The 13,261-nt window shown below is 71.0% G+C and carries 14 protein-coding genes and 1 riboswitch; of the genes, 6 read left to right on the top strand and 8 right to left on the bottom strand.

The features are described 5' to 3' along the window. Positions 1-3: 3 nt before the first annotated feature. Positions 4-636 carry a GNAT family N-acetyltransferase gene (locus ACFS27_RS26675; RefSeq protein WP_377190002.1) on the bottom strand — a complete coding sequence of 211 codons (633 nt, stop codon included), beginning with the start codon at positions 634-636 and terminating at the stop codon, positions 4-6. Positions 637-747: 111 nt separating this feature from the next. Here ACFS27_RS26675 and ACFS27_RS26670 point away from each other — a divergent pair, with 111 nt between their 5' ends. Beyond that, entirely contained in the window at positions 748-1,275 is a 528-nt protein-coding gene (locus tag ACFS27_RS26670; protein WP_377190000.1) for a GNAT family N-acetyltransferase, read from the top strand. Between the two features lies 1 nt (position 1,276). Here the strand turns inward: ACFS27_RS26670 and ACFS27_RS26665 are convergent, their stop codons facing one another. The 3 genes from ACFS27_RS26665 to ACFS27_RS26655 form a co-directional block, all read right to left on the bottom strand. After that, positions 1,277-1,663, bottom strand: a complete 387-nt coding sequence (locus ACFS27_RS26665) for a PPOX class F420-dependent oxidoreductase (RefSeq protein WP_377191198.1) — start codon at positions 1,661-1,663, stop codon at positions 1,277-1,279. Between the two features lie 44 nt (positions 1,664-1,707). Beyond that, entirely contained in the window at positions 1,708-3,177 is a 1,470-nt protein-coding gene (locus ACFS27_RS26660; RefSeq protein ID WP_377189998.1) for an NAD(P)/FAD-dependent oxidoreductase, read from the bottom strand. Positions 3,178-3,314: 137 nt separating this feature from the next. Continuing rightward, the gene (locus ACFS27_RS26655) at positions 3,315-4,046 is read right to left on the bottom strand and encodes a hypothetical protein (protein ID WP_377189997.1); all 732 of its coding nucleotides are present in this window, start codon (positions 4,044-4,046) and stop codon (positions 3,315-3,317) included. 158 nt (positions 4,047-4,204) lie between these two features. Next, positions 4,205-4,291: riboswitch (ZMP/ZTP riboswitch) on the top strand. Positions 4,292-4,387: 96 nt separating this feature from the next. On the opposite strand from ACFS27_RS26655, the gene glyA reads away from it, so the two are divergent. The 4 genes from glyA to ACFS27_RS26635 all read left to right on the top strand — a co-directional run bounded on the left by glyA (position 4,388) and on the right by ACFS27_RS26635 (position 8,033). Continuing rightward, positions 4,388-5,668, top strand: coding sequence for a serine hydroxymethyltransferase (gene glyA / locus ACFS27_RS26650; protein ID WP_377189995.1), 1,281 nt, complete (start codon positions 4,388-4,390; stop codon positions 5,666-5,668). Between the two features lie 3 nt (positions 5,669-5,671). Continuing rightward, positions 5,672-6,556 (top strand): bifunctional methylenetetrahydrofolate dehydrogenase/methenyltetrahydrofolate cyclohydrolase, encoded by an 885-nt coding sequence (locus tag ACFS27_RS26645; protein WP_377189993.1) that lies wholly within the window; start codon positions 5,672-5,674, stop codon positions 6,554-6,556. A gap of 231 nt (positions 6,557-6,787) precedes the next feature. Continuing rightward, positions 6,788-7,423 carry a flavin reductase family protein gene (locus tag ACFS27_RS26640; RefSeq protein ID WP_377189991.1) on the top strand — a complete coding sequence of 212 codons (636 nt, stop codon included), beginning with the start codon at positions 6,788-6,790 and terminating at the stop codon, positions 7,421-7,423. 127 nt (positions 7,424-7,550) lie between these two features. Beyond that, the gene (locus ACFS27_RS26635; RefSeq protein WP_377189989.1) at positions 7,551-8,033 is read left to right on the top strand and encodes a VOC family protein; all 483 of its coding nucleotides are present in this window, start codon (positions 7,551-7,553) and stop codon (positions 8,031-8,033) included. 128 nt (positions 8,034-8,161) lie between these two features. Here the strand turns inward: ACFS27_RS26635 and ACFS27_RS26630 are convergent, their stop codons facing one another. Beyond that, positions 8,162-8,890, bottom strand: a complete 729-nt coding sequence (locus ACFS27_RS26630) for an alpha/beta fold hydrolase (protein ID WP_377189987.1) — start codon at positions 8,888-8,890, stop codon at positions 8,162-8,164. Between the two features lie 177 nt (positions 8,891-9,067). Here ACFS27_RS26630 and ACFS27_RS26625 point away from each other — a divergent pair, with 177 nt between their 5' ends. Further along, positions 9,068-9,892: an exodeoxyribonuclease III gene (locus ACFS27_RS26625; RefSeq protein ID WP_377189985.1), complete on the top strand. Its 825-nt coding sequence runs from the start codon at positions 9,068-9,070 to the stop codon at positions 9,890-9,892. An 84-nt stretch (positions 9,893-9,976) separates the two neighbouring features. Here ACFS27_RS26625 and ACFS27_RS26620 read toward each other — a convergent pair whose 3' ends face one another. The 3 genes from ACFS27_RS26620 to ACFS27_RS26610 are packed head-to-tail and all read right to left on the bottom strand — an operon-like array spanning position 9,977 to position 13,001. Continuing rightward, positions 9,977-11,155 carry an ABC transporter permease gene (locus ACFS27_RS26620; protein WP_377189983.1) on the bottom strand — a complete coding sequence of 393 codons (1,179 nt, stop codon included), beginning with the start codon at positions 11,153-11,155 and terminating at the stop codon, positions 9,977-9,979. Continuing rightward, positions 11,152-11,922: an ABC transporter ATP-binding protein gene (locus ACFS27_RS26615; protein WP_377189981.1), complete on the bottom strand. Its 771-nt coding sequence runs from the start codon at positions 11,920-11,922 to the stop codon at positions 11,152-11,154. The genes ACFS27_RS26620 and ACFS27_RS26615 overlap by 4 nt, the downstream gene beginning before the upstream one ends. Then, entirely contained in the window at positions 11,919-13,001 is a 1,083-nt protein-coding gene (locus ACFS27_RS26610) for a secretion protein HlyD (RefSeq protein ID WP_377189979.1), read from the bottom strand. The genes ACFS27_RS26615 and ACFS27_RS26610 overlap by 4 nt, the downstream gene beginning before the upstream one ends. Between the last annotated feature and the right edge of the window lie 260 nt (positions 13,002-13,261).

The raw sequence follows: 13,261 nt of genomic DNA, 5'->3' as shown, positions 1-13,261 counted from the left end.
AGGCTAACCCGCTGCGGCGCCCGGGCTCTCCGCGGGCGCGAGCTCCCGACGCATCACCCAGCGCCGTCGGCCGCCGCTCACGCCGCCGGTCTCCGCCGCGCGCTCGAAGCCTGCGGCCTCGAACAGGCGCACCGTCCCGACGTAGCCGCTGATGACGTCGACGCGGTCGGGTCCCGTGTCGGCCGGATAGCCCTCGACGACCTCCGCGCCGTGGGCGCGCGCGTGCTCGACGGCCCCGGCCAGGAGGTGGTGCATGAGGCCGTGCTTGCGGAAGCCGGTGCGCACCACGAAGCACACCGCCGACCAGGCGTCCCGGTCGTCGACGAACGGGATGGTGCGCGAGTGCATGAGGCGGCGATAGGTGGACCGGGGAGCGATCGAGCACCAGCCGGCCACGACGTCGTCCACGTAGACCAGCACGCCGGGGCCGGGATCGGACTCGCAGAGGTTGCGCATGTACCCGGGGGAGTCCGCGTTGGAGACGCGGCTGTCCCGGTAGGCCATGCACCAGCAGCCCTTACCACCCGGCTTCTTGACCCCGATGATCTCGTAGAAGTCGTCGTAGCGCCCGACCGCTGACCGCACCTCGATCCGGACGTCGGGCCCGTCCGGCCAGCGGGCTCTCTGGTTCCCCATGTGCCGAACCTACGCCGAACCACTGACACGGTTCCGGGACGGCGAGGGACACGGCCGTCTGGAACGCGGTCACCGTCGACCCGGGCGCGTCACCTCTGACACGATGGACCCATGAGCAACTCCACCACGACGATCGCGCTGGTCGAGGACGACCACGCCGGCGAGCTTCTCACGCTGCGGCGCGCCGCGTTCGTGACCGAGGCCCAGCTGTACGACGACCCGCACATCCCTCCGCTGACGCAGACGCTCGCGGAGCTGCGGGAGGACCTGGCGCGGGACGACGTCGTCACGATCGGGGCGTGGGAGGGCCACCGGATGATCGGCTCGGTGCGCGTCGAGATCGAGGACGAGAAGGCGACGCTCGGCCGGCTCGCCGTGGCCCCGGACAAGCAGGCCCGCGGCATCGGCACGGAGATGCTCTTCGCGGTGCTCCCGTACCTGCCGGAGCAGACCAAGGAGATCTGGGTCTTCACGGGCAAGGACTCCAAGCAGAACCTCGCGATGTACACCAAGCACGGCTACGAGGAGCAGTACGACAAGGCGGCCGGCGACCTGACGTACACCTACCTGCGCCGGGTGCTCGGCGCCGCGGGCGCACAGCCGGTGTCGCCGGAGCAGCCGGTGTCGCAGGACAAGTAGCTCAGTAGCCCCAGGCGTGGACCGACTCGATCTCCATCCACGCGTCGAACCGCGGGCTGACGCGGTCCGGGTACTGGTTGCCCGTGTAGTGCGTGGAGAGCCTGTCGATGCCGGCCAGGTCCACGTCGGGCGTGATCGTCACGCGGCCGCGGAGGCTGATGTGGCGGTACCAGCTCTCGCCGTCGAGCACGGTGAGAGAGACCCGGGGGTCAGCCCGCAGGTGGTCCAGACGCTTGCGGGTGCCGTCGAGGTTGAACAGCACCCGGCCGTCGTCGTACAGGTACCAGGTGGCCACCGACACGGGCGCGCCGTCGGGTCGGACGGTCGCCATGACGGCGGGGTTCGGCTGCTGGAGGATCTGCGCGATGTGCTCGGGGACCGGGGGCATGGCCACTGTGTGCTCCTTCGACGTCGGACGGTCAGAGCAGCCAATCAGGTATCGAGGCCCAGGCCAAGTGCATCGAGCGACCGGAGCAGGCCACTGCGTCGCCCGCTCTGGCGATCTGCCCGGTCCAGGGCCCGGTGGGTGGCGCGTACTCCGAGCGCGGCTACGGGCTCCGGCGGGAACGGCACCGGTGTCCGCCGCACCATCGCCAGCGCCGTGCGGTCGGTGGCGGGAGCACCGTCGAGGACGTCGAGGCGGTCCAGCATGACCTGCGCGGCGAAGTGGCTCCCCGCGACGCCGTGGCCCGCGAGGCCGGCCGCGTGCTGCACTCGGCCGCCGGCCGCCTGGCCGAAGAACGCACCGGAGCGCATCGACAGGTCGACCACCCCGGACCACCGGTGCGTCAGCCGGGCCCCCTCGAGCTGCGGGAAGGTCGTCAGCAGGTGCTCGGCGAGCCGCCGGTAGGCCTGGGGCTCCTCGTGCGCCCTGGTCCCGTGCCCGCCGGAGGCGCCGTAGTGCCCACCGAAGACGATCCGGTGGTCGGCCGTCAGCCGGTAGTAGTGGGACCGGTTCGCCAGGTCGGCCAGGCCCTGCCGGCCACGCCAGCCGATCGCGCCCAGGAGGTCGGCGGACAGCGGTTCCGTCGCGATCACGTAGTCGCGGACGGGCACGGTGTGGCGCCGGTAGCGCCGCAACAGTGACGGGAACGCGCTGGTGCCGAGCAGCACCCTGTCGGCAAGCAGGGTCGCCTCGCCGGCCGGCGACGTCGTGCGCAGGACGACGGCGTCGGTCGCGCCGCGGCCCGCACGGGTCAGCCCGGTCACCCGGGTCCGCTGGAAGATCTCCACGCCGAGCTCGCTCGCGACCCGGGCCAGCTCGGTGGCCAGGCGCGCGGGATGCACCAGTGCGGCGTCGTCGGGCCGGACGAGGCCTGCCTCATAGGTGGGGCTCGCGATCTCTGCGCGCAGCTTCGCGCGGTCGAGGAACGTGTGCGGGGCGCCGGTCCGGGCGGCCTGGGCTGCCGCGTCCTGCAGCCAGTCGATCTGGTGCGGCTCGGTCGCGAGGTCGATCACGCCGGTGCGTTCCCACTGGCAGCCCAGGCCCAGGTCGCTCACCGCCGACGCGATGGCGCCGAGGTTCTCCTGACCGAGGCGCACGAGGGCCTCGGGGTCGTCGGGCGGGCGGCCGCGGCCGTGACCGGCGCGGTGCGTGAGGCTCGTCCCGCAGAACCCGCCGTTGCGCCCGGACGCCGCCCACCCCACCGAACGGCTCTCCACCAGCACGACCCGTGCGCCGGGGTGCCGCTGCTTCGCGCGCAGCGCCGACCACAGGCCGGTGTACCCGCCGCCGACCACCGCGATGTCCGCCCGGGTCGAGGCCGACAGAGCGGGACGATCGACGCGCTCAGCCAGGTCTTCCAGCCAGAGCACCGAACGGCCGGCCTCGCCGAGGGCATGGTCGACGACTGCCCGGGCCGGGACGTTGCGCTCGAAGACGGTCTGCTGGAGACGGGTCATGCCGCGAATCTAGCCACTGTGCGGGGACCGCTGGTTTCCGCCGGATGAGCGACAGATGACGGCGCAGGTCAGGCATACGAGTCGGCGTGCGGAGGTGCGGCCCGGTCCGCGCAGGCGCCCACCGACGCGCGCCACCGCTACTCCCCGAGGCAGATCGTCTCGTAGCTACGCTGCGCGTCGAAGCCGAGCTCGAGCCGGTCGCTGGTCCCGTCCGGGCACTTGCTGCCGCCGATCGTCAGGCCGGCGACCTTGCGCGTGTCCTCCGCCGAGCACTTCGCCTCCTGGCCGTCCTCGTTCACGCAGTCGCCGATCACGAGCTGGCCGCCGCCCATCCCGGGATCGCCCGGGTGGTCGTCCGACAGGTTGCGGGCACACACCGCCTGGGTCACGCCGCCGGCCTTGCCGTCCTTCTGGAACACGAGGTCGGTACCGGTCGGGCAGTGCGCCTGCCCGACGGACACGGCGTCCTGGATGTCGAGGACGGTGACGGTGGCCTCGGCGTCGTCGCAGGTCAGAGGCCGGTAGGTGTCCGTGGCGGCGCCGGCGTCCTTGGCCGTCGGGTCAGGTCCGGCACACGCGTCGACCGCCCAGACGGCCGTGGTCTCCTCGGTGGCGTCCGGCCCGAAGAAGTGCACGCCGACAGCTCCGATGACACCGGCGGCGACCAGGAACGCGACGAGGGACCAGATCCAGTCCCGTCGGCCGCCGGTCCTGCGTCCGCCCCCCTCGCCGCTCCTGGCGCGATCGGCTGCCGGCCGCTGAGGGCCGGGCGGCTGGGGGGACTGGGAACGGGTGGCGAACTGGCCGGAGCCGGGACGTGCTGGCTGGTGTTCCGGCACACCTGCGTCCGGTGACACGGGGTAGGGCATGGGCGGCACCATAGCGACGTACGGGTGAATTGCGAAAGGGTCTCAGGTACTTTCGGTGTGATCACGGGCCTCACGGTCGACGGCGGAGTCCAGGGTGGAGTCGATGGTGGAGTCGTCGGGCGGTCTCCTGGCACGAGTTTCGACGGCCGCTGCTACGATCTTCGGGTCGCGACTGGCGTCAGGTGGATCACCACCGGGGAGCGACGAGTCATGCTGACGACGGGTCGTTCGCCTGGGCCCTGGGTCACCTCGTGCTAGGTGTGCGCCCGGGCAGGATGTCGCGGTGCGTGTGCCTTCCACCGCCGTCCGACTAATCCCCGTCCCGCATGAATCGAGGAGCTATGAGCGCATCGACTCCCGACCCGCTCGCCACCCCGCTCGCCGAGCTCGACCCCGAGATCGCCGCCGTCCTGGACGGAGAGCTGGCCCGCCAGCGCGACACGCTCGAGATGATCGCGTCCGAGAACTTCGTTCCGCGCGCAGTCCTCGAGGCCCAGGGCTCGGTCCTGACCAACAAGTACGCCGAGGGCTACCCCGGCCGCCGCTACTACGGTGGCTGTGAGCAGGTCGATATCGCGGAGAACCTCGCGATCTCCCGTGCCAAGGACCTGTTCGGCGCCGAGCACGCCAACGTCCAGCCGCACTCCGGCGCCCAGGCCAACGCGGCAGTGCTGCACGCCCTGATCAACGCGGGCGACAAGATCCTCGGCCTCGAGCTGGCCCACGGCGGCCACCTCACGCACGGCATGAAGATCAACTTCAGCGGCAAGCTGTACGACGTCGGCTCGTACGGCGTCGACCCGCAGTCCTACCGCATCGAGATGGACGAGGTTCGCAAGAAGGCGCTCGAGCACCGGCCCGACGTCATCATCGCCGGCTGGTCCGCCTACCCGCGTCAGCTCGACTTCGCCGCCTTCCGCGAGGTCGCCGACGAGGTGGGTGCCAAGCTGTGGGTGGACATGGCGCACTTCGCCGGTCTCGTCGCGGCCGGGCTGCACCCGTCGCCGGTGCCGCACGCCGACGTCGTCTCCTCGACCGTGCACAAGACGATCGGCGGGCCGCGCTCCGGGTTCATCCTCTCCAAGGAGGAGTACGCGAAGAAGATCAACTCCGCCGTGTTCCCTGGCCAGCAGGGTGGCCCGCTCATGCACGTGATCGCCGCCAAGGCGGTCTCGTTCAAGATCGCGGGGACCGAGGCGTTCAAGGACCGGCAGGAGCGCACGCTGCGGGGTGCTTCGATCATCGCGGAGCGTCTCTCCCAGCCCGACGTCGCGGCAGCCGGCGCGTCCGTCCTGACCGGCGGCACCGACGTGCACCTGGTGCTGGTGGACCTGCGGAACTCGAACCTGGACGGCCAGCAGGCAGAGGACCTCCTGCACGACGCCGGGATCACCGTGAACCGCAACGCCGTCCCGTTCGACCCGCGCCCGCCGCGCGTCACCTCGGGCCTGCGGATCGGTACGCCGGCGCTCGCTACCCGCGGGTTCGGCGACGCCGAGTTCACGGAGGTCGCCGACATCATCGCGACGGCCCTGAAGGACGGCGCCGCGACGGACGTGGACGCCATGTCCGCCCGGGTGGCCAAGCTGACCGCCCAGTTCCCGCTCTACCCGGGGCTCTGACCTATGACGGCTCAGATCCTGGACGGGAAGGCCACCGCCGCGTCGATCAAGGCGGAGCTGAAGGAGCGTGTCACGGCGCTCCGTGAGCGTGGCGTGGTGCCGGGGCTCGGCACGCTCCTGGTCGGCGACGACCCCGGGTCGCAGTGGTACGTGGCGGGCAAGCACCGCGACTGCGCAGAGGTCGGCATCTCGTCGATCCGGGAGGACCTCCCGGCCGACGCCACGCAGGAGGACATCGAGGCCGCGGTGCGCCGGCTGAACGAGGACCCGGCCTGTACCGGGTACATCGTCCAGCTGCCGCTGCCGAAGGGCATCGACACCAACCGGGTGCTCGAGCTCGTCGACCCCGACAAGGATGCCGACGGGCTGCACCCGACCAACCTGGGGCGCCTCGTGCTGCGGGTCAACGAGGACGTCACCTCGTCGCTGCCGTGCACGCCGCGCGGCATCATCGAGCTCGTCGAGCGGCACGGCATCAAGCTCGCCGGCAAGGAGATCGTGGTCCTCGGCCGCGGCGTCACCGTCGGTCGCCCGATCGGCCTGCTGCTCACGCGCCGCGCCGTGAACGCCACGGTCACCCTCACGCACACGGGCACCACCGACCTCGCCGGGCTGGTCAGGCGGGCCGACGTCGTGGTGGCCGCCGCGGGCGTCAAGGGCATCGTCTCCGGCGACATGGTGAAGCCGGGCGCCGTGCTGATCGACGTCGGTGTCTCGCGCGAGACCGACCCGGAGACGGGCAAGTCGCGCGTCGTCGGCGACGTGTCGCCGGAGGCCGCCGCGGTGGCGGGCTGGGTGTCGCCCAACCCGGGCGGCGTCGGCCCGATGACGCGGGCGATGCTGCTGGCGAACGTCGTGGAGTCGGCGGAGCGGGCGCTGACTGCCTGACCTCGCCCGTGCCTTCCCTGACGCCGGGGCGCACCTCCGTACGGGAGGCGCGCCCCGGCGTCGGTCGTCCACACGGCCCGCGACCGAGCCGCCGAACGTAGGAGTAGTCGCGGCATGAGGCGGTTGAAGGCGACTGAGCCTACGTTCGGCTGTCCTGTAGGCGCCGACCGGCGTCACGCGACGGCGGATTTCCGCCAGACCCTTCTGCCCCGGTGACATCAGGCTGAGGGCATGCACAGGACTCTCGACCTCAAGGTCATGTACTTCGGCACGCCGGTAGTGCTCATCTCGACACGGAACCCCGACGGGTCGGCGAACCTCGCGCCCATGTCGTCCGCGTGGTGGCTGGGCGACCACTGCGTGCTGGGCCTGGGCGACTCCGCCCAGACCTCGGCGAACCTGCACCGCGAACGCGAGTGCGTACTGAATCTCGTCCCGTCCGACATGGTTGATGTCGTGGACCGGCTGGCGCTCACCACCGGAAAGCCTGACCTGTCGCCCCGCAAGGCAGCGATGGGGTACGAGTTCGTCCGCGACAAGTTCGCCCTGGCAGGTGTCACGGAGCAGGCGTCCGCCCTGGTGGAGGCGCCGCGCGTGGCCGAGTGCCCGGTGCAGCTCGAGTGCGCGCTGGTCCAGGAGACTCCGCTCGGTCTGCCGGGCGCCGGGGCGGCGGTCTTCCAGGTCCGTGTGCTGCGCAGCCATGTCGCTGAGGAGCTGGTGATCCCCGGGACACAGCACGTGGACCCGGTGGGCTGGGACCCGCTGATCATGAAGTTCTGCGAGTTCTTCGGCGGCGGCTCGGTGGTCAGGCCGTCTCGCCTGGCCGAAGCCTGGGAGATGCCGCACGCCGGGGTGCTGGCGCGCTGACACCGCCCGCAGAGGGCGTCGGCCCGCCGGGGCGCCGGGGTGCTCCGGCCGATGAGTTTCCGGAGGGCGGGGGGTCGGATCAGGTGAAGGGGCCGCTGGCGCCCACCGAGCAACCCAGGAGCAGATCATGGTTACCGTTCGACCGCACCTCTGGTTCGGCAACGACAGGGCCGGCGAAGCCGCCGCGTTCTACGCCGAGCACATCCCGAACTCCTCCGTGGACAGCGTGCTCAAGGCCCCCGAGGGCGTCCCTGGCGCGACGGCGGGCGCCGACTTCGTCGTCGAGTTCACGGTGGCGGGCATGCCCGTCATCGGCCTGAACGCCGGACCGGATCTCACGCTCGACGAGGCGTTCTCGTTCTACCTGCGCGTCGACGGTCAGGAAGAGGTCGACCACTACTGGAACCTCCTCACCGCCGACGGAGGCTCCCCGGGCCCCTGCGGCTGGTGCAAGGACAAGTTCGGTGTCTCGTGGCAGGTCATCCCCAAGGAGCTCGAGCAGTTGTCCGGCACGTACTCGACGCCTGCTGAGATCGCCACGATGAACGCGATGCTCAAGATGGGCAAGATCGACGTCGCGGCACTGCAGACCGCCCACGACGCCGCGTAGGCCGCTCAACGGGTCCGCGTCGTCACAGCAGGCTCCCGCTGAGCGCTACTCCGAAGCCGACGAGCGCCGTGCCCGGCTGCCGGTCCCGTCGCGCACCGTGCGGGGCGTGCCGGGACCGGCGGAATCGGTCAGCGCGCGGTGGACCGTGCGGCCTCGAGGATCACGTTCGTCACGGACTCCGGCCGGGAGACCGTCACGGCGTGCGAGGCGTCGACCTCGACGAGCGTGGCGGCAGAGCGCTCGGCCATGAAGCGCGAGAGCTCCGCGGGGACGGCGAGGTCCTTCGTCGCCGAGAGAACCCACGACGGGATCGACTTCCAGGCCGCGGTGCTGGCGGCCGCCTCGAAGGCGGCGAGCCCGAGCGGACGCTGCGTGGCCGCCATGTGCTCCGCCGTGGTCGCGTCGACGTCGCCCGCGAACAGCTCGTGGAACTGTGCCGGGTCGATGTAGAGCTCCGTGGCGGTCCTGCCCTCGGGCGTGGTGTACGGGAACGGCTGCGCCGCGCCGCCGAGCTTGGCCCCGGGGAACTTCTCGACGAGGTCGACCAGGCTCTCGCCGGGCTCCGCGAGGAAGCTCGCGACGTAGACCAGAGCGGTCACGTTCGGGTTGCCCTCGGCCGCGTGGCTCATCACGTGCCCGCCGTAGGAGTGGCCGGCGATGACGATGGGGCCGTCGATCGTCTTCAGTACGTCACGCAGGTACTGCGCGTCCTGCTCCAGCTCGCGGAGCGGGTTGGCGACCGCGATCACGCGGTGGCCGGCCCGGCGAAGCGCCGTGATCGAGCCGTTCCAGCTCGACGAGTCGGCGTAGGCGCCGTGGACCAGGACGATGGTCTGCTTCGTGGCGGTGGTGTTCATGATGACCTCTCTCGGATCGGTCCTGCTTCTTCGAAGACTGGTGTCTTCGTCCCCCCGCGTAACGCATCGTGCATGCAATATATTGCATGTCGCATGGCTGGACAAGAGCGCGTCGAGGCGAAGCCCGAGCGAGGTGCGTGATCCGTCCCTGTCAGAGGTGGCCGTTAGGCTCTTCTGGTGCCTCTGATCGTCGCTACCGCCAACGTCAACGGGATCCGCGCGGCCGTCCGCCGCGGTATGGACACCTGGATCACTACTCGCACGCCCGACGTGCTCCTGCTGCAGGAGGTGCGCGCCCCCGACAAGCTGGCCCGCGAGCTGCTCGACGGCTGGCACGTGGCCCACGCCGAGAGCGAGGTGAAGGGACGCGCCGGGGTGCTCGTGGCGTCCCGGCTGCCGCTCGGCGAGGTGCGGACGGGTCTGACGGCCTACGGGGCCGGCGGCGAGGTCGAGGCCGGCGCCGACACCGGCCGCTGGATCGAGGCCGACGTCGAGCTGCCCGGCGGCGGGACGTTCACCGCGGTCTCGGCCTACCTGCACTCCGGGTCGACCAATCCGGGCCAGGAGCACACGATGGTGGCCAAGTACGCCTACCTGGAGAAGGTCACGGCGCGCCTGGCGGAGCTCTCGGTGGCGTCGGCGCCGGCAGTGGTGGCGGGCGACCTCAACATCGCCCACCACAACGCGGACATCAAGAACTGGAAGGGCAACCTGAAGAGCGCCGGCTTTCTGCCGGAGGAGCGGGCCTATGTGACCCGCTGGCTCGACGAGCACGGGTGGGCCGACCTCGGGCGCGTGCACGCGGGCGACGGGCCCGGCCCGTACACCTGGTGGTCCTGGCGCGGCAAGGCGTACGACAACGACTCAGGCTGGCGCATCGACTACCAGCTTGCCAACCAGTCGCTGGCCGCGGCGTGCCGCAAGATCGAGGTCGACCGCGCGCCCACCTATGCCGAGCGCTGGAGCGACCACGCCCCGGTAGTGGCCACCTACGAGCTCTGACCCACCCGACCTGCCTCGTTGAGTGCGGGATATTTGTGAGACCGCCCGGGCCACAAATACCCAGCACTCAACGAGGGCGGAGGACTAGTAGCGGATCGCGTCGATGACCTTGACGCGCACCGCGTAGATCGCCGGGATCAGGCCGGCCAGGGCGCCGATACCGACGGCGCACGCCATGCCGACCAGCGCGGCGTCGAAGGGGAAACCCGGCAGGTCGTCGATCGGGCGGCCGAAGATGCGGTCGATCGGGATGTTCTTGATGATCGCCACGGCGACCACCACACCGACCACGCCGGCGACCGTCGTCGCGACCACCGACTCCATGAGGACGCCGAAGAACACCCGCCCGCTCGTGGCCCCGAACGACCGGCGGATGCCGATCTCCCGGATGCGGTAACGCACCGTGACGAGCGCGATGTTGAGCAGGCCGAGCCCGCCCAGGAGCAGCGCGAACCCGCCCACGCCGAGCACCAGGTACTGCAGCACGCGGTCGATCACCAACGGGTCCTCCTGCGGCGGCTGCACGTCGAACGGCAGGCCCGCCGCAGCCAGGTCGCGCGGCAGCACCGCTGCGAACTCGTCGGCGAGCTCCGGCGGCACCCAGAACCGGTAGCTGTCGGCCATCAGCCGGTCCGGGAACCAGTGCATCGCCTGGTCGAACAGCATCAGGGCGCGCGGTCCCTCGCCGTTCCACTGCACCGGTACCTCGCCGATCACGGTGGCGGCGACCGGCGTCTCGCCGTCGATCACCACCGTCGGGTGCGTGGTGGCGGGGGCACCGTCGGCGTACGCGTCCAGGAAGGCCTGGTTGACGACGAGGACGGGAGCCAGCCGCTCGGTGTCGGTGTCGGTGAACCAGCGCCCGTCCTCCATGTCCTGGCGGGTGATGGTGCCGTTGTCGACGTCGACGGCCGACCACTCGGTGTAGTCGCCGCTCTGCCCGCCACGGACCTTCAGGTCTGCGGTCGCCTGCACGGAGTGGTACGAGATCTTGTGGCGTGCTGCGACACCGTCGACGAGGGCGTCCACCTCGGCCGCCGACATCTCCCCGCCGCCCATGGACCAGGCCTGGAGGGTGGTGTCCCGGCCGGACATGCGCTCGGTCTCCTCCTGCATGGCCTGGCCGACCATCGTCACGGCCGCCGTGATGCCGGTGATGGCGGTGACCGCGCACGCCACACCGATCAGGGCGAGCAGCACCCGTACCCGGTGGATCCGTAGCTCGTCCCAGGCCTCGAGGATCGCACCGACGATGCCGGTCATGCGGTCAGCCTCGCCGTCTCGGCGACGGCGATGGTCGCGGCCGCCGCGTTCTCGGCCACCGCGGCGGGCGCGTCGAGGTGGATGGGGACCAGGACGCCGTCGGCCAGCCGGAACTGGCGGTCGGCGCGAGCAGCGATCGCCAGGTCGTGCGTGATCGTGACCAGTGCGGACCCGGTCTCGCTCGCGGCGTCGTCCAGGAGGGTCATGATGGCCTGGCCGGTCTCGACGTCGAGGGCGCCGGTCGGCTCGTCGGCGAGGATGACCCGCGGCCCGCGCACGAGTGCCCGGGCGATGGCGACACGCTGCTGCTCGCCGCCGGAGAGCTTCTCCGGCCGGGTGTCGAGCCGTTCGCCCAGACCGACCCGTTCGAGGGACTGCGTGGCGAGCTTCGTCCGGCTCCAGAACTGCTTGCCGCGTGCGTACAGGAGGGGCGCTGCGACGTTCTCGAGAGCCGTACGCCCCTGCAGCAGGTTGAACTGCTGGAACACGAAGCCGAAGTCGTCGCCCCTGCGGCGGGCCAGGGCCCGGCTGCGCAGGCGCCCGACCGGCTCGCCCTCCAGGAGGTACTCGCCGGAGGTGGGGGAGTCGAGCAGGCCGAGGATGTTCAGGAGCGTGGACTTGCCGGTGCCGGAGCGCCCGACGATCGCGACGTGCTCACCCGGCCCGACCGTCAGGTCGACACCCCGGAGGATCTCGAGGGTGCTGCCGTTCGGCAGCTCGACGTGCCGGGTGACGCCCTGCAGGTCGACGAGCGGGATGGCGGTCATCCGAAGCACTCCTCCTCGAACGCCTGCATCGTCTCCATGTCGCCGTCCATCGACGCCTGCTCGTAGGCGGCCATGTCGTCGCAGTCGACGCCGCCCTCCGTGCCGTCGTCGACCGGGATGAACTCGAGGATCTCCTCGCCAGGCTTCAGTCCCTTGGTGATCTCCACCTGCAGGCCGTCGGTCAGGCCGAGAGTCACCTCGCGGGCCTTGGGCTCCGCGCCCTCCCTGGCGACCGCCCACACCTTGCCGGTCTGCGACGTGCCGAGCACCGCGCTGATCGGGACGACCACGACGTCCTTGGCGTTGCCGTTGGTGATCTCGATCTCCCCGCCGAGGCCGGAGAACGCCTTGATCTTGGACGGGATGGAGCAGCTGACGGCGCCGGTGGCCTCAGCAGAGGCTTCCGCCATCACCTCGTTGCCGCCCTCGGCGCCGCCGGCACCGCCAGGTGCCTCGCCGATGGTGAGCCCGGTGCAGGTGAACGGCGCGGGGCCGCCCTTGAGCGTGACCTGAGCCTTCCCGGTCGCCCCGACGAGCCGGTACTGCTGGTCGGCCGTGAGCGTGCCCGAGACGGACAGCGTGCCGGGGGAGACGGTGCCGATGACCTCGCCGACGGTGACCGCCTGGTCCTTGAGCACCGTGATGTCGACGGTGCCGTCGACGGGCGCGAGGGCTGAGGTCCAGGTGACCTTGGGCTCCTGCTCGGTGACGGTCTCCTCGCCGGTCTTCTCGTCCACTTCGACGACGGGCTCGACGAGCTCCTCACTCTTGATCCACAGGACGCGGCTGTCCTTGCCGACCTTCGCGTCGTCCACCTCGATCTCGGCGATGACGCCGTCGGCGGTGGCCTTGATCTCGACGGGCGGGTCGGAGACGACGGAGGCCGGCACCGTGACCGCGTTGGTGACGGAGCCCTTCTCGACGGCGATGACCGACTCGGTGATCTCGCCCGTGGGCTGGAGCGCGTCCGGCGGGTCCAGCTCGGCGCCCTTGAGGGCGAGCGCGACCAGCGCTGCGGCGATCACGGCCCAGATGATGATCCGGGCGGTGGGGAAGACGTACTGGCGGACGGCACCCATGTGGGCTCCTCGCGGCGGGGACATTGGGGTATGCGGACTGGCAGCCCGGCGGACATTAGCGCAGGTCGACGGAGTGACGGGATGAAAGTGCGGGGTGAAGCCAAGACTTTGCGCGGAGCGGGTGACTCGCTGGGGCACCGGCCCGCTGCCGCGCGACACACACTACTCCGCGATGCGCGATAGCGCGGGCCCAGGCCTCTTCTGTGTGGGCGTGATCGTTGCGACGTTGCGTCCGTCCGAGGCGCAATGATCACGCCCAC

This window comes from Promicromonospora vindobonensis (genome assembly GCF_042685865.1).
Classification (GTDB): Bacteria; Actinomycetota; Actinomycetes; order Actinomycetales; family Cellulomonadaceae; genus Promicromonospora; species Promicromonospora vindobonensis.
This window is presented reverse-complemented; position numbering and strand designations above follow the sequence as displayed.

Excerpts from the sequence above, each read along its gene's own strand:
- ACFS27_RS26675 (WP_377190002.1), bottom strand. The coding sequence starts at position 636 with ATGGGGAACCAGAGAGCCCGCTGGCCGGACGGGCCCGACGTCCGGATC.
- ACFS27_RS26670 (WP_377190000.1), top strand. The coding sequence starts at position 748 with ATGAGCAACTCCACCACGACGATCGCGCTGGTCGAGGACGACCACGCC.
- ACFS27_RS26665 (WP_377191198.1), bottom strand. The coding sequence starts at position 1,663 with ATGCCCCCGGTCCCCGAGCACATCGCGCAGATCCTCCAGCAGCCGAAC.
- ACFS27_RS26660 (WP_377189998.1), bottom strand. The coding sequence starts at position 3,177 with ATGACCCGTCTCCAGCAGACCGTCTTCGAGCGCAACGTCCCGGCCCGG.
- ACFS27_RS26655 (WP_377189997.1), bottom strand. The coding sequence starts at position 4,046 with ATGCCCTACCCCGTGTCACCGGACGCAGGTGTGCCGGAACACCAGCCA.
- glyA (WP_377189995.1), top strand. The coding sequence starts at position 4,388 with ATGAGCGCATCGACTCCCGACCCGCTCGCCACCCCGCTCGCCGAGCTC.
- ACFS27_RS26645 (WP_377189993.1), top strand. The coding sequence starts at position 5,672 with ATGACGGCTCAGATCCTGGACGGGAAGGCCACCGCCGCGTCGATCAAG.
- ACFS27_RS26640 (WP_377189991.1), top strand. The coding sequence starts at position 6,788 with ATGCACAGGACTCTCGACCTCAAGGTCATGTACTTCGGCACGCCGGTA.
- ACFS27_RS26635 (WP_377189989.1), top strand. The coding sequence starts at position 7,551 with ATGGTTACCGTTCGACCGCACCTCTGGTTCGGCAACGACAGGGCCGGC.
- ACFS27_RS26630 (WP_377189987.1), bottom strand. The coding sequence starts at position 8,890 with ATGAACACCACCGCCACGAAGCAGACCATCGTCCTGGTCCACGGCGCC.
- ACFS27_RS26620 (WP_377189983.1), bottom strand. The coding sequence starts at position 11,155 with ATGACCGGCATCGTCGGTGCGATCCTCGAGGCCTGGGACGAGCTACGG.
- ACFS27_RS26615 (WP_377189981.1), bottom strand. The coding sequence starts at position 11,922 with ATGACCGCCATCCCGCTCGTCGACCTGCAGGGCGTCACCCGGCACGTC.
- ACFS27_RS26610 (WP_377189979.1), bottom strand. The coding sequence starts at position 13,001 with ATGGGTGCCGTCCGCCAGTACGTCTTCCCCACCGCCCGGATCATCATC.